At 63.3% G+C, this 20,099-nt stretch carries 16 protein-coding genes; 3 read left to right on the top strand and 13 right to left on the bottom strand.

All coding sequences use genetic code 11. The features are described 5' to 3' along the window. The 4 genes from ACXYMN_RS00915 to ACXYMN_RS00900 all read right to left on the bottom strand — a co-directional run bounded on the left by ACXYMN_RS00915 (position 1) and on the right by ACXYMN_RS00900 (position 4,316). Positions 1-831, bottom strand: coding sequence for a carbohydrate ABC transporter permease (locus ACXYMN_RS00915; protein ID WP_459011488.1), 831 nt, complete (start codon positions 829-831; stop codon positions 1-3). A gap of 14 nt (positions 832-845) precedes the next feature. After that, positions 846-1,712 carry a carbohydrate ABC transporter permease gene (locus ACXYMN_RS00910; RefSeq protein WP_459011487.1) on the bottom strand — a complete coding sequence of 289 codons (867 nt, stop codon included), beginning with the start codon at positions 1,710-1,712 and terminating at the stop codon, positions 846-848. Positions 1,713-1,850: 138 nt separating this feature from the next. Further along, positions 1,851-3,167 (bottom strand): ABC transporter substrate-binding protein, encoded by a 1,317-nt coding sequence (locus tag ACXYMN_RS00905; protein ID WP_459011486.1) that lies wholly within the window; start codon positions 3,165-3,167, stop codon positions 1,851-1,853. A 111-nt stretch (positions 3,168-3,278) separates the two neighbouring features. Beyond that, positions 3,279-4,316 carry a LacI family DNA-binding transcriptional regulator gene (locus ACXYMN_RS00900; RefSeq protein WP_459011485.1) on the bottom strand — a complete coding sequence of 346 codons (1,038 nt, stop codon included), beginning with the start codon at positions 4,314-4,316 and terminating at the stop codon, positions 3,279-3,281. A gap of 135 nt (positions 4,317-4,451) precedes the next feature. On the opposite strand from ACXYMN_RS00900, the gene ACXYMN_RS00895 reads away from it, so the two are divergent. Further along, positions 4,452-5,405, top strand: coding sequence for a sugar kinase (locus ACXYMN_RS00895; RefSeq protein WP_459011483.1), 954 nt, complete (start codon positions 4,452-4,454; stop codon positions 5,403-5,405). Then, positions 5,402-6,655, top strand: a complete 1,254-nt coding sequence (locus tag ACXYMN_RS00890) for a class II D-tagatose-bisphosphate aldolase non-catalytic subunit (protein WP_459011482.1) — start codon at positions 5,402-5,404, stop codon at positions 6,653-6,655. Before ACXYMN_RS00895 ends, ACXYMN_RS00890 begins: the two co-directional genes overlap by 4 nt. Before the next feature lie 33 nt (positions 6,656-6,688). Here ACXYMN_RS00890 and ACXYMN_RS00885 read toward each other — a convergent pair whose 3' ends face one another. From ACXYMN_RS00885 to ACXYMN_RS00845, 9 genes are all read right to left on the bottom strand, one after another. Then, a complete protein-coding gene (locus ACXYMN_RS00885) occupies positions 6,689-6,838 on the bottom strand; it encodes a hypothetical protein (RefSeq protein ID WP_459012361.1) in 150 nt (49 codons plus the stop codon). 211 nt (positions 6,839-7,049) lie between these two features. After that, positions 7,050-8,042: a C45 family autoproteolytic acyltransferase/hydolase gene (locus ACXYMN_RS00880; protein WP_459011481.1), complete on the bottom strand. Its 993-nt coding sequence runs from the start codon at positions 8,040-8,042 to the stop codon at positions 7,050-7,052. A gap of 5 nt (positions 8,043-8,047) precedes the next feature. Then, entirely contained in the window at positions 8,048-9,499 is a 1,452-nt protein-coding gene (locus ACXYMN_RS00875) for a biotin carboxylase (RefSeq protein ID WP_459011480.1), read from the bottom strand. Positions 9,500-9,537: 38 nt separating this feature from the next. Next, positions 9,538-12,285 (bottom strand): aminotransferase class I/II-fold pyridoxal phosphate-dependent enzyme, encoded by a 2,748-nt coding sequence (locus ACXYMN_RS00870; RefSeq protein WP_459011479.1) that lies wholly within the window; start codon positions 12,283-12,285, stop codon positions 9,538-9,540. 55 nt (positions 12,286-12,340) lie between these two features. Further along, on the bottom strand, positions 12,341-13,321 hold the full coding sequence (locus ACXYMN_RS00865; protein ID WP_459011478.1) for a carbon-nitrogen hydrolase family protein: 981 nt from the start codon (positions 13,319-13,321) through the stop codon (positions 12,341-12,343). A gap of 65 nt (positions 13,322-13,386) precedes the next feature. After that, entirely contained in the window at positions 13,387-13,812 is a 426-nt protein-coding gene (locus tag ACXYMN_RS00860) for a universal stress protein (RefSeq protein ID WP_459011477.1), read from the bottom strand. Between the two features lie 14 nt (positions 13,813-13,826). Then, positions 13,827-16,586 (bottom strand): TRAP transporter permease, encoded by a 2,760-nt coding sequence (locus ACXYMN_RS00855; protein ID WP_459011476.1) that lies wholly within the window; start codon positions 16,584-16,586, stop codon positions 13,827-13,829. A gap of 148 nt (positions 16,587-16,734) precedes the next feature. Continuing rightward, a complete protein-coding gene (locus ACXYMN_RS00850) occupies positions 16,735-17,691 on the bottom strand; it encodes a TAXI family TRAP transporter solute-binding subunit (RefSeq protein ID WP_459011475.1) in 957 nt (318 codons plus the stop codon). A gap of 96 nt (positions 17,692-17,787) precedes the next feature. Then, positions 17,788-18,357, bottom strand: coding sequence for a cupin domain-containing protein (locus ACXYMN_RS00845; protein ID WP_459011474.1), 570 nt, complete (start codon positions 18,355-18,357; stop codon positions 17,788-17,790). 308 nt (positions 18,358-18,665) lie between these two features. Between ACXYMN_RS00845 and gabT the strand changes: the two genes are divergently transcribed. Then, a complete protein-coding gene (gene gabT / locus ACXYMN_RS00840; RefSeq protein ID WP_459012339.1) occupies positions 18,666-20,021 on the top strand; it encodes a 4-aminobutyrate--2-oxoglutarate transaminase in 1,356 nt (451 codons plus the stop codon). Positions 20,022-20,099: the final 78 nt, after the last annotated feature.

Genomic DNA, 20,099 nt, shown 5'->3' with positions numbered 1-20,099 from the left:
TTACTTTACAGCGCCGAAGGTCAGACCCCGGACAAGTTGTTTCTGGCTGAACCAGCCCATGATCAGGATCGGCGCGATGGCAAGCATCGAAGCAGCCGAAAGCTTGGCGTAGAAAAGACCTTCCGGAGCCGAGAAGCTGGCGATGAACTTGGTCAACGGAGCCGCGTCCACGGTGGTCAGCAGGATCGTCCAGAATGCTTCGTTCCATGCCAGGATGATGTTCAGCAGGATGGTCGAGGCGATGCCCGGCACCGCCATCGGCGTCAGGACATAGATGATCTCGTCGCGCAGCGTCGCACCGTCCATCCGGGACGCTTCCAGGATCTCGCCCGGAATTTCGCGGAAGTAGGTATACAGCATCCAGACGATGATCGGCAGGTTGATCAGCATCAGCACGACGATCAGCAGGATGCGGCTGTCCATTACGCCCAGCCACTTCGCCAGAAGCACCAGCGGATACAGCACGCCGACCGCCGGAAGCATCTTGGTCGACAGCATCCACAAGAGCACGTCCTTGGTCCGCTTGCCGGGCACGAAGGCCATGGCCCAGGCCGCGGGCACCGCGATCAGGATGCCAAGCACGGTCGACCCCACCGCGATGATGATCGAGTTCATCAGCGCCTTGGGATAGTTCGACCGCTCCTGCACGGCCGTGTAGTTCTCGGTGGTCCAGTCGAAGAAGAACCAGACCGGTGGATCGGCGATGGCGGTCGCCTCCGACTTGAAGGACGTCAGGAACGTCCACAGGATCGGAAAGAACATCATCAAACCGAACGCCCATGCCAGGGCCGTCCACATGACTTTTTTCTGAGTTGTTACAGCGCGGGCCATACTACTCTCCTCCCTCAGTTATCGAGGTTCTTGCCGACGATCCGCATCAGGAAGATCGCGACGATGTTGGCAAGGATGACGGCGATGATACCGCCCGCGGAGCCGAGACCGATGTTCTGGCTTTCCAGCACGCGCTGGTAGACCAGGTAGGTCAGGGTTCGGGTGCCGAATGCGCCGTTCGTGGTCACGAATATCTCGGCGAAGATCGACAAGAGGAAGATCGTCTGGATCAGGATGACGACCGTGATGGCGCGGCTGAGGTGCGGCAGGATCATGTAGCGGAACCGTGCCAGCGCGGGTGCGCCATCCATCTCTGCGGCCTCAAGCTGTTCGCTGTCCAAGGACTGCACCGCGGTCAGCAGGATCAGCGTCGCGAAGGGCAACCATTGCCACGCCACGATCACGATGATCGACAGCAGCGGCGACTGACTGAGGAAGTCGTAAGGTTGCAGCCCGAGCCCCTTGTAGAGGTACGAGAACAAGCCGTTGTCGACGTTGAAGAACATGTTCTTCCAGACCAGCGCCGACACCGTGGGCATGACGAAGAACGGCGCGATCACCAGGATCCGCACCACCCCCTGCCCGAAGATCGGCTGGTCCAGCAACAAGGCCATCGCGATGCCGCCGGTGATGGTGATCAACAGGATGCCACCCACCATCCAGAGCGTCGTGATCAACGAACTCATGAAGGACGAGGAGGTCAGGAACGAGGCGTAATTGTCAAAGCCGATCCAGGCGTCGAACACGCCGCGCATGGGCCGGTAATCTGCGAACGAAAAGTATAGCGTCATGCAAAGCGGGACGAGCATCCACACGAGCAGGACGAAAACAGCTGGCGCGATCATGAAGCGGGCCGCGGATCGGGACTGCGCTGTCGCCATGACAAGGCTCCTCTTTTGGTGGGGATTTGGCCACGAGGGACCGAAGCTTGCGGGAGGCTCGATTGAAACTCTCGAAAGGTCCGGCGATCAAGTGCGATCAGGCGGCGCAACCGCGCCGCCTGATCCAAGGCTGCGGGCTTAGTAGCCTGCGGCCTCCATCTCTTCGACCGTCAGCTCTTGTGCAGCTTCAAGCGCTTCTTCAGCCGACTGCTGACCGGCAAGTGCCGATGCAAACTGCTGACCGACCTGCGTTGCAATACCTGCAAACTCCGGGATCGCGACGAACTGAACGCCGGTGTAGGGAACCGGATCGACCGTCGGTGCGGTCGGATCGGCGGTGCCCATCGACTCCTTGGTCATCGCCGCGAAAGGCGCTGCGTTCAGGTAGTTGTCGTTCTCGTAGAGCGACGTCCGCGTGCCCGGAGGAACCGCGACCCAGCCCTTGGCTTCAGCGACAAGCGCCGAGTAGTCCGGACCGGTTGCCCAGTTGATGAAGGTCTTGGCAGCGTCCTGCTTTTCGGACGACGCCGGGATCGCCAGCGACCATGCCCAGAGCCAGTTGCCGCGCTTGCCGAGGCCCATGTCCGGTGCCAGCGCAAAGCCGACCTGATCCGCAACGGTCGAGTCGTCGTTCACGACGAACTGGCCGGCCGAGGTGGCGTCGATCCAGATGCCGCACTTGCCCTGCTGGAACAGCGTCAGGTTTTCGTTGAAGCCGTTGTTGGCCGCACCGGCGGGACCGGACTCTTCCATCATGCCGAGGTAGAAGTTCAGCGTGTTGGCCCATGCCTCGGTGTCGAACTGGGCATTCCAGTCCTCGTCGAACCAGCGCGCGCCGAAGGAGTTGGACATGGCTGTCAGCAGCGCCATGTTCTCGCCCCAGCCGGCCTTGCCGCGCATGCAGATGCCGTTGATCTCGTTGTCGCGGTCGGTCATTTTCATGGCCGCTTCGCGAATGAAGTCCCAGGTCGGGTCATCCGGCATTTCCAGACCGGCTTTTTCCATCAGGTCCTTGCGGTACATGGTGAACGAGCTTTCACCATAGAACGGCGCGGCATAAAGCTCGCCATCGACGGTCAGGCCGCCGCGGATCGCCGGGATCAGGTCGTCGACCATGTATTCGTCCGACAGATCGTTCAGCGACACCAGCCAACCGTTGGCACCCCAGATCGGAACCTCGTAGGTGCCGATTGTCAGGATGTCATACGCGCCGCCACCGGTGGAGATATCGGTTGTCACGTTCTGACGCAGAACGTTCTCTTCCAGAGTCACCCACTCGACCGAAATGTCGGGATGCTTTTCGTTGAAATCATCCATCAGGCTCTGCATCGTGATCATGTCGCCATTGTTCACGGTTGCGATGGTGATGGTTGTCGCATGGCTGGCCGCGGATGCGATGCCCGCACTCAGGCCGAAGCCGACCACACTGGTCAGCAGTGTTTTCTTGATAGACATGAAGTCCTCCCTTTACACGCGTCAAAGACTGCCGCCATGTTAGCGCTAAGTCAACTTATTTTTTCAGCCATTGATGACCGCCCAATTGCTGCAATGCGGCATTGCCGCGCATCACGCGGATTCCCGCAATATCAGCGTCCCGTCGAAAAGCGTGATTTCCGGCGCATCATCAAGCACTTCTCCCCTGATTTTCTCGATCAGGCGGGCCACGGCCTTTCGACCGATCTTGTCGGTATCCTGCGCGACCGTGGTCAGGGTGGGATTGAGAAACGGGCAGAGCGGATAGTCGTCATGCCCCGCGATCCGCAACCCGCCCCGGGCCCCCTGACCGGGTACCAGCCCGTGTCTGGCCGCTGCCCGCAATGCGCCGATCGCCACCCGATCATTGGCACAAAGAATCGACCGGTCGGTCAGTCGCCCGTGCGCGAACTCCGCTTCGAGAACCGCCTCGCCATGCGCCTCGAAATGCCAGCCCTCGTGCAGGATTTCGGTGCCGATCACCTCGGGCTTGTGCCCCAGCTCGGTCATCCGCGCGATGTAGGCCTTTTCGCGTTCCAGCGCGTTGAAGTTGACCCGCGGCATCGCCAGAAAGACCGGCGGCTCGCCCACACGACACAGATAATCTGTAATCAAACTGGTGCTTTGCATGTGGTTTGATCCAACGTAGTCAACGCTCGGCATGATTTTCGGTCGCGAATCCATCAGCACGAACGGCAGACGGGAATTCAGCCGCGAATGCACCGCCTGATCGCTGTTCTCGCCCAGCGGGGCGACCAATGCACCGTCCAGTTTCATCGACATGAACGTCTCCGCGGCACGGGCCTCTATCGCCGGATCGGAGTGTGAGCATTTGGTGATGGTGGTCAGCCCCGACTCCATCGCCGCCACCTCGACCGACTGCAATAGTTTTGTAAAAAACAGGTCGTTCAGATAGGGAATGATCACCCCGATCATGCCCGTCGATTTGCGATTGAGACGGGTCGCGAAAAAATTCGGGACATATTCGACTTTTTCCAGACCGGCTTCGATCCGGGCGACGGTACTTTCCTTGACCAATGCTGGGTCCTGAAAATACCGCGACAATGTCGGGCGCGAAACACCAATGGCGACCGACAGCTCTTCCATGGTATTGATGCGCGGCTTTGACACCGATTCCCCCCACCTCTTGCGGATCTCCCCGAAGCCCGCCAATCGATCATACGCATAAAAACGAATGCGTCGATTTATTTTTTACACGTGGGAAAAAATTTGTTAGCTCAATTTTTACAGGCATAGGAGGCTGCCATGGCGACACCCCCGACAATCGTGACCGCCGGCGAGATCCTGGTCGAGTTCGTGTCGCATCGCCGGAACTGCGCGCTGCGCCGAATCGGTGAATACTCCGGCCCCTACCCCAGCGGCGCTCCGGCAATCTTCCTGGATCAGGCCGCCCGCATGGGGGCCAGGACCGAAATGATCGGCGGCGTCGGGGATGACGGCTTCGGACACGCGGTGATGGCGCGCCTGAAGGCCGATGGCGTCGGCATCCGCGGCGTGACGGTCAACCCCGACCATGCCACCGGCGTCGCCTTCGTGTCCTACTATGACAGCGGCGCGCGGGATTTCATCTTCCACCTGACCAACACCGCCTCCGACCACTTCACCGTGCCGGACGGGCTGGTCACCCCGGCGGACACGGTCCTGCACGTCTCGGCGGCCTCGCTTGGCAATGCGGCGATGCGCGCGACGATCATGACGCTCGTGCGCAGCGTCGGCGACGCGGGCGGGCAGATCACCTGCGATCCCAACGCCCGCCCCGAACTGATGCGCGAAACAAGCGTCCGCGACGCCCTGTCCGAGGTCATGGACCGCGCCACCTGCCTGATGCCCAGCACCAGCGATCTGGACTTCCTGTTCCCCGACCTGACCGAGGACGCCGCGATTGCGCGGCTTCTGTCGGCCCGCGCGGATGTCATCGTGATCAAGCGCGGCGCGGCGGGCGCCACCGTGGTCAGCGGCGCCGAACAGCACGACTTTTCGGGCCACAGCGTCACCGAGGTCGACCCCACCGGCGCGGGCGACTGCTTCGGCGGCACCTTCGTCTCGCTTCTGGCGCAGGGCGTGCCGCTGCGCGACGCGGGCGCGCAGGCGAACGCCGCGGGCGCGCTGGCCGTCACCCGGCGCGGCCCGATGGAGGGCAACTCCAGCCCCGCCGAAATCGCCGCCTTCCTGAACCGACATACCGAGAGTACCTCATGAACGTCGTTGCCGACCTGATCGCACGAAACCGCGCGGGCGAAGCGGTGGGTCTGCCCTGCTTCTGCACCGCCAACGAACACGTGCTGCGGGCGGTGCTGGCCTTTGCCCGCCGTTCAGGCTTTCCGACGGTCATCGAGGCCACCTGCAACCAGGTCAACCAGGACGGCGGCTACACCGGCATGACCGCGGCGGATTTCATGGCGTGGCTGAATGGCATGGCCGACACGGCCGGCGTGCCGATGGACCAGCTGATCCTCGGCGGCGACCATCTGGGCCCGAACCCCTGGCGGCAAGAACCTATTGATATCGCAATGGAAAAGGCGCGCAAACTGGTCAAAAGCTACGTGCAGGCCGGGTTCCGCAAGATCCACCTCGATGCCAGCATGGCCTGCGGAGGCGAACCGAACCCGAGCTTCCAGCAGATCGCGGACCGCGCCGCCGACCTTTGCGCCGTGGCCGAGGCCCACGCGCCCGACCCGTCGCAACTGATCTACATCATCGGCACCGAAGTGCCGATCCCGGGCGGCGAAACCGAAGAGCCCGATGCGCTCGACGTGACCTCTGTCGAGCGGTTCCACGACACCATCGCCACCCACCGCGCGGCCTTCATGGACCGGGGTCTGCAGGATGCCTGGGGCCGGATCGTGTCGGTCGTCACCCAGCCCGGCGTCGATTTCGGCCACACCTCGGTCTATCCCTTCGTGCCCGAAAAGGCGCGCCCCTTGTCGGATGCGATCCTGCAAGAGGACGGCCTGACGCTCGAGGCGCACTCGACCGATTACCAGTCGACCGAAGCGCTGGCGGCGTTGGTGGAAAACCACTTCTTCTTTCTCAAGGTCGGCCCGGAACTGACCTTCCGCATGCGCGAGGCTGTCTGGGCCCTGGCCGAGATCGAGGCCGGGATGGATGTCGCGCAGCCGTCGGGTATCCGCGCGGTCCTCGACCAGCGCATGCGCGACAATCCGGCCTATTGGCAGGACTACTACCACGGCACGCAAGCCGAGATCGCGCGCCTGCGGATCTACAGCTACAGCGACCGCATCCGCTATTACTGGTCCAACCCGCAGGTCGCGGAGGCGCTGAGGACGTTGATGGCCAACCTGTCGGAAACCCGGCTGCCCGAGACGCTGGTGTCGCAGGCCTTCATGGGGCTGGAGTTCGGCGAGATCCCGACAGACCCCGACCGCCTGCTGGCCGATCACATCAACCGCTGCGTCGCACGCTACTTCCGCGCGGCGGGGTTCGGCTAGCCCCGGACCCGGCGGGCCTTGGTCGCGCCGGGGTCAGGCCACAACGGCCCAGACCACGATCAGGCAGATGATCAAATAAAACAGCGTGTTGACCATCCACCGGATCAGTCCCGCCTCGCCTTCGGGGTCCACACCCAGACGTTGACAGACCTTGGTGCCCGGCCAAAGGAAAATTCCGGACAATGACATCGGCGCCTGCCTTTAATTGGTATCTTTGATGCGCATTCAATAGCGGGTCGCAATGCGCATCGCAAATACCAATTCGGCATCCGGCGCGCCCGGCCCCGTCCTCCGCCCCCTGCCTGCCATCCGTCACCACGCCACCGCCGCGCCTCGGGCGCGACGCCGCTCTGCCCCTTGGCGGGCGCGGTGATCTGAAAGGGTCCCGGCGCGCCTATGGCAGCGCGGGCGGCGCCTCGAGCGGCAGGCCGACCTGCACCGAATCCTCGGGAAAGTCGCAGAAGCTTTTCGACCAGACCTGCTTTGGCCAATGCACGTCGAGCGTGCGTTTCCGGGGCCGGTAGGCGGCGGTATAAAGCGTGCCGAACCCCGACGAGAACGCCGTCGAATAAAGCGGCGGCTTGAGAAACGCCCCGATGAACTTCGCCCGGGTTTCGGGGTGCAGCGTCAGGCGCTGCAGCAGGAACCGCTCGCGCTCGACGGTGGCGGTAAAGCGCGCGTGGCTGGACCACTCGACCCGTTCCTGGTGGTTGGTGGCCACCGCCGCATGGGTCAGCAGCGTCGGCCTGTCCGGCGTCAGGTAGGCGGTGGTGAAATTGCGCTCCGTGTCGATGACGGTGACGTTGTAGCTCATGTGGCAGGGCACCCGGCTCAGCACCGCGTTGGCCTCTTTCGTGGTGGTGCAGGTCTGCAGGATGTAGCGCAGGATCAGCGGCACGCCAAAGCCCACGCCGACCTCCCGCCGCCCGCCGAAGGTCAGCGACACCACCAGCCCCGCGTCGTTCATGCCGTCGACCAGCCCGAACAGCCCGTCCGAGGTGCCGATCACGCCGCGCCCGTCCCACCGGGTCTTGAGCACGACCGCGTCGAAAGCGTTGGGGTTGTAGTCGTAGTTGCGCACCAGAAGCGGCTCATCGCCGGGCCAGATCGCTTGGCTGCAGCCGGCAAGATACCGCGGCGGACAGTAGAAGCTCAGAAACCGCGCCGCGGAATCGCCGCCCCCCGCCAACTCGCACAGCGTCTCGTAAAGGTCTGACATCTCGGGCATATGGTCCCGGATGGCGCGTCTGCTTTCCAGATAGGTCGGGCGGCTCCGCACCCCCTCGCGCGCCCACCACGTATGGTAGGACGGCCAGTATTCGGCGAACAGCCCGGCCCATTTCGGCCCGGGCTGATCTTCGGAAACGGCGCGGAATGTGAGACTCATTGCCGCTACATAATCTTGAACGCCGGATCTTGGAAGGCCTTCGCCGACGGCAGCGGACGCGCCGAGTAGGCATTCTTGATGCCGTCGATCCAGTGCTTCGACTTCGCCGTCAGCTGGAAGCCCTTGGTCATCGACCGGCCCCGGGTCACCAGGATGCCCAGATCGGCCCCCTCATAGCGGTAGTCGCCGACATTCGAGATGCGCAGGAAGAAGGCTTCGTCCTCGTCCTCGACAGCGCGGCGGTGGTAGTCGAAGCGGTCGAACACCACCTGACCGTCGGGCTGCATCTTGTAGATGCCGGTCTGCGGCGCGTCGGTGATGATGTCGACGTTGTCGTCGGTGTGCTTGATCACCATCTGCGACCACGAGTCGATCATGTCCGGATCGGCCCAGCGTGCGTTGATCTCCTCCACGTCGAAGGTGAACGGCTTTTTCGAAAACTCGAGCAGATGGAACAGGAACAGCGGCGCATCCGCATGCGCGAAGGCCGCGTGGTTGGTCATCGACGAGGCCCCGGTGATCCGCGGGTTCAGCTCGCCCAGCCAGATATCGCCGGTCTTCTTGTCGATCAGGTAATCAAGCTCGAAATAGCCCCGGTAGCCTTCCTTGCGCAGCTGTTCGCCGAACTTGAAGGTCAGCTCGCGCGCCTTCTGGCGGGCCTTGGGCGGAAAGGCGGTCGCGAAGATCTCGTTGCCGCACCAGCCGCCGCGATAGGGCGTCAATTCCTTGAAGCCCACAAGCTCGGTCATCAGCGGGCCGACGATGGTGCCCTGGCTCGTGCAGCAGCCCTCGATCGCCGAACCGCGGCAATCGATGCGCTTCATGATCTTGATCTCGCCCTCGCCGATGATCTCGTGCTCGTGCTTGCGGAAATCGGCTTCGGACTTGATGAAGAAGGTGGTGTGACCGCTGTCGCCGAAGGCCGATTGCAGCACCAGGTCGTGACCGAGGTTGTTCTTCTCGCAGACCTCGCGCAACTGCGCGTAGCTGGTGACTTCCGACAGCGCGTTGGGCACCGAGGGCACGCCCGCCTTGTTGCCGATGCGCACGGTCTCGATCTTGTTGTCCATGTTCTGACGCAGCTTGGCCTTGGGGAACCAGACCTCGCCGCCCAGTTCCTTGACCAGCTTTTCGGTGGTCTCGTCGAACATCAGGAAGACGAACTTCGGCTTGCCGCCGCGCGCCTTGACGAAATCGACCACTTCCTTGTGCTGAAGCAGGTAGTTGTTGATGTCCTCGATCGACTGGAATTCGTCATGCGGCATCTCGGACGGGACCAGCACGTTGGGATGGCGGCCGTCGAAGCAATCCATGTAGCAGATATACTTGAAGTTCTTCGACCACTCGTCGAGGCCCAACAGGTTGAAGTTGGTGGCGGACACGAAATAGATCGGGTCCTGGTTCGTGTGGAAGTAGCGGCGGATCTCCGAGATGTTCTTCAATGTCTTCTTCGGCATGAATCTGTCCTCTCTGTCGCGATTTTTTCCTGAGGTTTTTATTTTTTCTTTATGTTTTTCAGGGCCTTGGGGGTAAAGACCCGTAGGCCAAGATCGGGTCGGTAGCCGTGGATCTCGCTCACGTCGAGCGCCCGCATGAAGGCCAGGATCTCGACGCTGATGACCTGCCCCGGCACCAGGATCGGGAAGCCCGGCGGATAGGGGATGATAAAGGTCGCCGACACCATTTCCTCGCCGTCCTCGAGGCGCTTCAACAGCGCGTCATCGAGATCGAGGTAATCGCAATTGTCTTCCTCGTAGGCGAGGAAGAAGGCCGTGCGGATGTCGCCCTCGGGGGTGTCCTTGCCAGCACGGAACGCGTCGTGAAAACGCGAGAAGTCCGGCAGCGGCGGGACATCCTCGATCAGGTTCTTGACCCGCTTGTCGAACGACCGCCGCTCCATCTTCGACGCATCGTCGAGCAGTTCGTCAAGGTCGTTTGCGATCTCGACCAGAACCTCGATCAGATAGGCCACCGAGGACCGCGTGGTGCCGATATTGGTCATGAACAGCACGGAATTGCGCGAGGTCTTGTTGATCTGGATGCCGTACTTGTCCATCAGCACCTTCGTCTTGAAGGTGTCGCCGTCCCAGCCGGTGCCGCCCACCGCCAGCGTGACCCGCGTTGGGTCCAGCACGAACTCGTCCATCGCCCAGATCTCGGACTTGTCGGACCAGCCGTCCTTGGCGTCGAAATAGCTTTGCACCCCGCTTTCGCGATATTCCTCGGGGATCATGTCGCCGGCGGTCAGCACCTTGAAGTATTTCTGCAGCACCGGATGCGTGGCCACTGCCCGCCGGATCGCCATGGCGCTTTCGATCTGGCGCTGCACGAACTCGAAGCCTTCAAGCTCGACCTGCCGCCGCCCGACATCGAGCGACGCGATGATCTGGTAGTTCGGCGAGGTCGACGTGTGGGTCATGTAGGCTTCGTGGAAGGCCTGCTCGACCTCGCCCTTGAAGTCCATGTCGTTGACGTGGATCATCGACCCCTGCCTGAGCGAGGTCAGCGTCTTGTGCGTCGATTGCGTGGCATAGGCGCGGATGCGCGAATCCGGTGGCGGGATCAGCCGCGTGTTCAGCAGCGTCTCTTCCGTCGCGTCCTTCAACTCTTCCTGCTGGGCCGCGTAGGCCTCGGCGTGCTTGGGGTCGCGCATCCGGGCGCGCAGCTTGTTGGCCACCGACATCGCGGTGCGCTGGCGATAGCTGGGACCAAAGCGCGCGAAGGCGAACCATGCCTCGTCCCAGAGGAAAACCAGGTCCTTCTTGATCGCGAGGCATTCCTGCATCACCCGCTCGACGTTGTAGACCAGCCCGTCGAAGGTGCAGTTGGTCAGCAGCACCATGCGCACGCGGTCCAGCTTTCCGGCCGCCTTGAGCTTGAGCAGCATGTGCTTGACCTCGCGCAGCGGCACCGCGCCGTACATCGAGTATTCGTGCAACGGATAGCTGTCCATGTAGACCACGTTGGCCCCCGCCAGCACCATGCCGTAATGGTGCGACTTGTGGCAGTCGCGGTCGACAAGCACGATGTCGCCCGGGCGCACCAGCGCCTGCACCACGATCTTGTTGCAGGTCGAGGTGCCATTGGTGGCAAAGAAGGTCTGCTTGGCCCCGAAGGCGCGCGCAGCCATGTCCTGCGCTTCCTTGATCGGGCCTTTCGGCTCCAGCAGGCTGTCCAGCCCGCCCGAGGTCGCAGAGGTTTCCGCAAGAAAGATGTTCGGCCCGTAAAAGGCCCCCATGTCCTGGATCCAGTGGCTGCGGCTGATCGACTTGCCGCGGCTGATCGGCATGGCGTGAAAGACGCCCGTCGGCTGCTTGGAATATTCCTTGAGCGCGGTGAAGAACGGTGTCTTGTAGCGCCGGTTGACGCCGCGCAGGATGTTCAGGTGCAGTTCCAGGAAGTCTTCCTGATTGTAGAACACCCTCCGGCACTTGCCCAGATCCATGCCCGCGATGTCCTCGGCCGAGCGGTCGGTGATCAGGTAGGCGTCCAGCTCGGGGCGCACCTTGGCGATCAGGCGACAGGCTTCGGGGCCGTATTCGTGCGGCTCGATCCCGTCCATGTCCTCGGACTGGTTGAGGTGGTCGAGATATTGCTTGATGATCGGCAACTCGTTCTGCGACTTGAGCGTCAGCCCCGGCCGCACGATCACCGCCTGCACGTTGTAGTTGAACAGAATGCCCATCAGCGCATCCTCGAGGCTGGGCACCACCACCGCCTCGTAGATGAAATTGTCCTCGGCCCGGCGCATCCGGTGCAGGTTGTTGCGCAGGAACCGTTCCTGCTGGTCGTTGACGTTGTCGACGATCAGCACTTCGAAATAGGGCCGACCCAGCGCCCGGTCTTCGGGTGCCAGGCCGCTTTCGTCCTCGAAATCCTCGTTGTCGATTTCTTCGCTGGACAGCGGAATGGACCGCCGCCTGTAGGCCCCCGAGGTCAGCGCCCGCGCCACCCGGCGGACCGAGATGACCAGATCATCGATGTTGCGCTGTTCGAGCATCCGTCTGAGATGCTCGAACGCGTGGGATCCGGGGAAGGCCCAGTATTTCTCGATCGGGGCGAGCGCATCCAGAAGCGCGCGTGCCGTTTCCAGCAGGCGCTTGCCCTGTCTGCCCTCGACCCCGTGGACCTGCAGCGATTCAGCAGTTTCGCGCATCGCGCTCCAGCGGTCGGCCCGAAGCTGGGTCGCGCTGTAATAGTCGCTGATCGACGGCAGGTCCGATCCGGTCTTGGCTACGTTCATGGTCGTCCTCCCTGTCACGCCGGATCTTTCCGTTGCGCGAATGATTCTCGTTATCTCAACTCACGATCGTGCCGGCATGTCCCTTGAAGGCCGGTGCCGGGGCGTGCTCGGGTGCGTGCGGTGCACCCGCGTCCAGCGCCAGTGCGGTGCGCGGATCGGCGACATCGACACCGGCCCGGGACCCCTTGTGCGGGGTCTGAAGCGGGCCCAGCGTCTGCAGGTAGGAATCCGCCCCGCTCATCCGGTCATAGACCGAGAACTCGGCCTCGCGGTCGCGGAAGCTTTTCAGCACCTGCCCCAGCCCCTTGAGGCCGGTTTCGCGCTGGCGGCGGACGATATCGAGGTCGATCTCGATCGGGAACATGTCCTCCTGGCCCGCCGACTGGTGCAGCACCGTAGCGGACGGATCGACCACCAGAGACCGGCCCGTGCCCCCTGCCCCAAGCCCGTTGACGTCGATGACGTAGCACTGGAACTGCGCCGCCGTGGCCTTGGCGATGGACAATTCGGCCTCGCGGTCGGTGGTGCCGGTCAGCACCGGGTGCAACAGCACCTCGACGCCCTGGCTGGTCAACTGGCGGGTGGTTTCCGGAAACCAGATGTCATAGCAGATCGACAGGCCGAAGCGGCCCACCTCCGGCACGTCGAACACGCAGAAGTCCGTGCCCGAAGAGATGCCGTGCTCATAGGGCTTGAACGGGAACATCTTGGAATACTTCTGCACGATCTCGCCTTGGGGGTTGATCACCACCGAAGTGTTGAAGATCCGCCCGTCGGGCATCTTCTCGAACATCGAGCCGGGAATGAGCCAGATACCGTAGCGCTTCGCGTCCTCCTGGAACTGGCTCAGCGTGTCGTTCGGAAAGGGCTGTGCGTACCGGTCGAGCGGCCCGAACGGCGCCAATTCCGAGAACAGCACCATCTGGGTCCAGGGGAATCGCGCCATCAGGATGTCAATGCGGTGGCGCATCGCCTCCACATTGGAGTGAAGCGCGGAAACATGCATCTGCACACCGGCAATTGCAAAGGGAGTCATACAGGCCAAAGCCTCCTTGAAGTTGCGACGGACAAGTTGCCCGCCGCCGGAATGTAAGGGTCGCCCTAACGGACGACCAGAACGGGAATGGTGGCGTGACGCACAACCTTTCCCGCACTCGAGCCGACCAGCATGGTCTGCAGGTCGTTCGGCGGATGCGACGCCATGACCACAAGATCAACCCCGAGCGTGTCGGCAATGCGCAGAATCGTCTCGGGTGTGTGGCCGATGGCGACATGCACCTCGACCTTGGGGTAATCCGACGCCTCGTTGGCGGCCAGATCGGCCAGCCCCTGTTTCAGCGTCGCCAGCGCCTGTTCCTCGAAGTCCTCGGGCAGGAAACTGCTGATCATGGCCGAGCCGAGATCGTGCACGATGCCCAGGAAGTGGATCTCGCCATCCGGCCCGGCACATTTCTTGGCCGCCGGCAGCGCGGTTTTCCAGCTTGCCGGGTGGTTGAGGTCAATCGGTAGAAGCACCTTGTCGAACATGATCTCGCTCCCTGTTATGCCGTTGCCGGCTCTGGCTCGCGGCGGCGACGCTGCAGCATGATCACGAAGGCCAGAAGCACGATTGCCGGCAGGAACATCCAGTATTTGGACGGCTGCGGGATCGGCATCCGCACCACCTGGACGATCTGGTCCCAGTCGAACCCGGCCGATGCCGCGGGGCTGCCGAAGGCGACGTTGTCGATCACCACCTGATCGCCGTCCTTGATGTATTCGAGACCCGAGTTGAACAGGCGGTCCTCGCCGGTGTCGCCCTCGCTGATCGGCAGCAATGCCACGAAGGTGATGGGCGCGCCCACATCGTCGACGCCGCTGACCTCAAGCCGCAGGTTGTCGCCAACCGGGGTCTGCATCGCCGCATCCTCGATCTGCGACGGCGGCACCCGCTCGAACGGGGGGGCCACCATGTCCATCCAGAAGCCGGGACGGAAGAAGGTGAAGGCGATGAGCAGCAGCGCCAGCGTCTCGTAGATGCGGTTCCTGGCCAGGAACCAGCCCTGCGTCGCCGCCGCGAAGAGCAGCATCGCGATGGTCGCCGTTATGAACACGAATATGCCCTGCACCCAGCCCACGTTGATCAGCAACAGGTCGGTGTTGAAGATGAACAGGAACGGCAGCGCCGCGGTCCGCAGGCTGTAGAAGAACGCCACCACGCCGGTCTTGATCGGGTCGCCGCCCGACACCGCCGCCGCCGCGAAAGACGCAAGGCCCACCGGTGGCGTCACGTCGGCCATGATGCCGAAGTAGAACACGAACAGGTGCACCGCGATCAGCGGCACGATCAACCCGTTCTGCTGACCCAGCGTCACGATGATCGGGGCCAGCAGCGCCGAGACAACGATGTAGTTCGCCGTGGTCGGCAGACCCATGCCGAGGATCAGCGACAGGATCGCCGTCAGCACGAGGATCGCCATGATGTTGCCGCCCGACAGCACCTCGACCACGTCCGCCAGCGCCGAGCCGACGCCGGTCTGGCTGACCGCGCCGACGATGACACCCGCCGTCGCCGTTGCGATGCCGATGCCGATCATGTTGCGCGCACCGGTGACCAGACCGTCGATCAGGTCGATGAAGCCGCCGCGGGTCTCTTCGGCGTAGTTGGTCGCGCCGCGCATCATCGCCATCAGCGGGCGCTGGGTGACGAGGATGAAGATCATGTAGGACGCGGCCCAGAACGCCGACAGGCCGGGGCTCAGGCGGTCGACCATCAGCGCCCAGACAAGCACCACGACCGGCAGGATGAAGTGCAGGCCGGAGCGGACGGTCGGACCGGGCAGTGGCAGCACCTGCGGCTCGTCACTGTCTTTCTCCAGCGTCGGGATTTCCTCTTTCGAGGCGATGTAGAGCAGCCCGACATAGACCGCCGTCAGGAACACGAAGATGATGTAGGCGGCCGTGTCCGGGAACACCACGCGGACCCAGCCCATGCCGTAATAGACCGCAAAGCTCAGCGCGCAGATGAAGCCGACGATGAAGGCGATGCCGATCAGGCGCTGCACGATGGGCTTGGGCACATAGGCGCGCGGCAGACCCTGCATGTTCTGTTTCAGCGCCTCGAGATGGACGATATAGACCAGCGCGATGTACGAGATCACGGCCGGCAGGAAGGCGTGCTTGACCACGTCGAAATACGGGATGCCCACGTATTCGACCATCAGGAAGGCCGCGGCCCCCATGACCGGCGGCATGATCTGGCCGTTGACCGAACTGGCCACCTCGACCGCGCCGGCCTTTTCGGAACTGAAGCCCACCTTCTTCATCAGCGGAATGGTGAAGGTGCCGGTGGTCACCACGTTGGCGATGGACGACCCCGAGATCAGGCCCGTCATCGCCGAGGACACGACCGCCGCCTTGGCGGGCCCGCCCTTCATGTGACCCATGAGGCTGAACGCCACCTGGATGAAGTAGTTGCCCGCCCCCGCCTTGTCCAGAAGCGACCCGAACAGCACGAACAGGAACACGAACGAGGTCGAGACCCCAAGCGCGATACCGAAGACGCCTTCGGTAGTGATCCACTGGTGGTTGATCACCACGCCCAGCGATTTCTGGCTGTGGGCGATCAGCTGCGGCATGTAGGGACCAAGGAAAGTGTAGCACAGGAACACCGTCGCCACGATCATCAGCGCGGGCCCGAGCGACCGTCGCGTCGCCTCGAGCAGCAGCATCAGACCGATCACGCCGACCACCAGATCCTGCTGGATCGGCGCGCCCACGCGGGTCGCGATGCCTTCATAGGCAAAGAAGATATACAGCGCCGAGGCCGCGCCGATCAGCGCGAAGGCCCATTCCCAGACCGGAACCCGATCCTTGGGCGATCCCAGCACCACGCCGATGATGACGGCAATGCCGACGATCGGGATCCACCAGCCCGTACCCGCATCGGCACCAAGCCAGAACAGGCCGGTCAGGATCAGCGGCACCAGGATGCCCAGACCCAGCTGGATCGGCGTGCGCGCCGCGGGAAACGCCATGAACCCGAGGAAGATCGCGAAGGCCAGGTGGAAGGCACGGGCCTCGGTGTCGTTGAACACCCCCCAGCCGACCATGAACGGGATCGGCGATGCGATCCAGAGCTGGAACAGCGACCACGCCAGCGCCACCGCGACGATCAGCTTGCCCACCGGACCCGAAGGCGATCGCCCGCCCGCGTCAGAGGAGGCGACCAGTTCGTCGAGTTCTTCCTGGCTCAGCCCGGCGCGTCCTGCGGCTTCCTGTTCCACGGCGGCTGCCTGGGCCTGATTCTTCTGGTCGCTCATCGGTACTGTTCCCTGTCGGCGGACCCGGCGTCTTGTTGGCATGCGTGCCGGTGTCGCGGTAAGTCGTCTGAAAAATCGATTGTATTTCAAGGGGCGCGCCCCGACCGCCATTCGGGACCGGGACGCGCAATGTGTCAAGCGGGACGGATTACTCCATCCAGCCCTTTTCCTTGTAGTACTTGGCCGCGCCGTCATGCAGCGGTGCCGACAGCCCGAGCGAGATCATCTCTTCCTCGGCGAGGTTCTCGAACGCCGGGTGCAGGCGCTTGAAGCGGTCGAAATTCTCGAACACGGCTTTCACCACCTCGTAGACGGTGTCTTCCGACACGTCCGAAGAGGACACGAAGGTCGCCCGCACACCGAAGGTGTTGGTGTCTTCCTCGATGCCTTCATACAGCGATGCCGGGATGGTCGCGGGGGCGTAGAACGGGTTCGCTTCCACCAGACTGTCGATGTAGTCGCCCTCGACGTCCACGAAGACCGACCCGCAGGACGAGAACGCTTCCTGGATGGAGCCGTTCGGATGGCCGACCTGGTAGACGAAGGCGTCGATCTTGTTGTCGCAAAGCGCTTGCGCCTGCTCGGTCGCCTTCAGCTCGGAGGCCAGCGCGAAATCGTCCGCGCTCATGCCCGCGGCCTGCATCACGACATCCATCGTCGCCCGCTGGCCAGAGCCGGGGTTGCCGATGTTGACGCGCTTGCCCTTGAGATCGTCGAAGGTCTCGATACCGGCGTCGGCACGGGCGACCACGGTGAAGGGCTCGGGGTGGACCGAAAAGACCGCGCGCAGCGACTCGATCGGTGCATCGAAGCTCTGCTCGCCGTTGTAGCCATAGTACTGCTGATCCGACTGGGCCACGCCCATGGTCTGGTCACCGGCCTTGATGGCGTTGATGTTGGCAACGGAGCCGCCGGTCGACGGGGCGGTGCATTGCAGCCCGTGCTCGTCGGTGCCGCGGTTCACCAGACGGCAGATCGACTGACCGACGACGTAGTACACGCCTGTCTGTCCGCCGGTGCCGATGGTGATGAATTCCTGCGCTGCGACACCCTGAGCGGCCATAATTGCCAAGGTGGAAAAAGCAGCGGTTCTGATCGTTTTCATCGATTACTCCCTGTTCGATGCTTGGTACCTACCGGATCAACAAAGTCCGGATTGTGGTGCCGCGAGGCTATGGGCCTTCTCGGCGGATTGCAAATCTCAGAATGTTGGCGGCGTGCAGGCGCTTATGATGACGCAGGGGCAATCGCCTATATTTTGGAACCTGTGCGGCAGACGGCTGTCGAACAGGTAGCCTTCGCCGGGATTGAGGACGCGCTCCTGGTCGTCGACGGTGATCTTGATGATGCCCGAGATGACGATTCCCGCCTCCTCGCCCTGATGGCTCAGCATTTCGGGTCCGGTATCGGCACCGGGCGGGTAATGCTCGTTCAGGATCTGCAGGCTGTGATCGGCGGCATTGCCCAGCTGGCGCAGCGACACCCGCGCGGCGGTCTCGCCCATGCCCACATCCTGCGGCGACAACTCTATGAATTCACTCGCGCTATAGAAGTATTTGCTCGGCTCGGAGCCTTCGACCTCGGAAAAGAACTCGGACATGGTCATCGGGATCGCGTCGAGCAGCGCCTTGAGCGACGATACCGACGGACTCGACTTGTTCTGCTCGATCAGCGAAATGGCGCCGTTGGTCATGCCCGCACGCCCCGCGAGATCGCGTTGCGACATTTTCCGGGCCTCGCGGACCGCTCTCAGTCTCCCGCCGACGTCCATTGATCACCCTTCTCAAGGACCTGATTGATTTATTAAGCGCAGGGATTCGCGGCGCGTCAATCACCAATTTGCCCTTGAACAACTGGCGCGAGGACCCACATCGCGACAAACTCGGCGGCACGTTGCCGGTCCGGGCAAGCACAGCTTTCCCGGATTGACAATTATATTAATCGTCGTATGAGTTTTTTCATCTAACCCCCTTCAGGCCGGAGCGCGCCATGACCAAGACAACCCGGAAGTCCCCTCGCAGCAAGGCGAAAACCACCAAGGCCGCGCCCGCGCGCGCGACCACAATCGCCGAATCGACGATGAACACCGCCCTGGCATCGGCCAGCGTCGCGGCGACCCCGACCGCCACATCGAACGCCGTCCTGCTGGCGCGCCGGGACGCCGCCGTGCCGCGCGGTGTCGCCTCTGCCGCGCCGGTCTTCGCCGCCCATGCGGAAAACTCCGAGCTGTGGGACGTCGAGGGCAACCGCTATATCGACTTCGCGGGCGGCATCGCGGTGCTGAACACCGGCCACCGTCACCCCGAAGTGGTCGCCGCCGCCAAGGCGCAGGAAGACCGCTATACCCACACCTCGTTCCAGGTGGTCCCCTACGAGCCCTATGTCGCGCTGGCCGAAAAGCTGAACGCGCTGGCCCCCGGCGATGCGCCCAAGAAATCCCTGCTGGTCACCACCGGGGCCGAGGCCGTCGAGAACGCCGTCAAGATCGCCCGCGCCTTTACCGGTCGCCCCGGTGTGATCGCCTTCTCGGGCAGCTATCATGGCCGCACCCTGATGACGCTGGGCCTGACCGGCAAGGTCACCCCCTACAAGAAGGACGTCGGTCCCTTCCCCGCCGATATCTTCCGCGCGCCCTTCCCCGATGCCCGCAACGGCATCACCGTCGAGGACGCGCTCAAGGGTCTCGAAACGCTGATGCTGACCGATGCCGATCCGTCGCGCGTCGCCGCGATCATCATCGAGCCGGTGCTCGGCGAAGGCGGCTATGTGCCGGTCCCGACCGAGATGCTGCAGGCCCTGCGCGCGATCTGCGACACCCACGGTATCCTGCTGATCGCCGACGAGATCCAGGCAGGCTTCGGCCGCACCGGCGCGTGGTTCGCCATCGAGCATTCGGGCGTCGTGCCTGACCTGATCACCGTGGCGAAGTCGATGGCGGGCGGCTACCCGATTGCCGGTGTCATCGGCCGCGCCGACGTCATGGATGCGCTGGCCGCGGGCGGGCTTGGCGGCACCTATGGCGGCAACCCCGTCGCCTGCGCCGCGGCCCTCGCCGCCATCGAGGCAATCGAGAACGAAGGCCTGCTGGCCCGCTCGACCCAGCTGGGTGAGACGTTCCGTGCCCGCTTCGCCGAGATCGGTGCCCGCACCGCCCCGTTCCGGATCTGGGACATCCGCGGCCTGGGCGCGATGCTCGCCGTCGAGTTCGTCACCGATTTCGACAGCGCCAAGCCCGACGCCGCGCTGACCAAGTCCGTGATCGCCCATGCGCTCAAGCGCGGCCTGATCCTGCTGGGTTGCGGCATGCACGGCAACGCGCTGCGCATCATGGTGCCGCTGACCGCCTCCGATGCCATCATCGAGGAAGGCCTCGCGATCTTCGAGGCCGCCCTTGCCGATGCACTTGCCGCCGAAGCGGCCCAGGCGGCGGGCTGATCCTACCCTGACCTGGCCTGTGGCGCGCCCTCCGCGCCGCAGGCCCCCCCGGGCTTGCGCCGCCTTTCGGTTTACGCG

This window comes from Roseivivax sp. CAU 1753 (assembly GCF_054482575.1).
The sequence above is the reverse complement of the archived record's forward strand: the minus strand, read 5'-3'. Positions and strand labels throughout refer to the sequence as shown.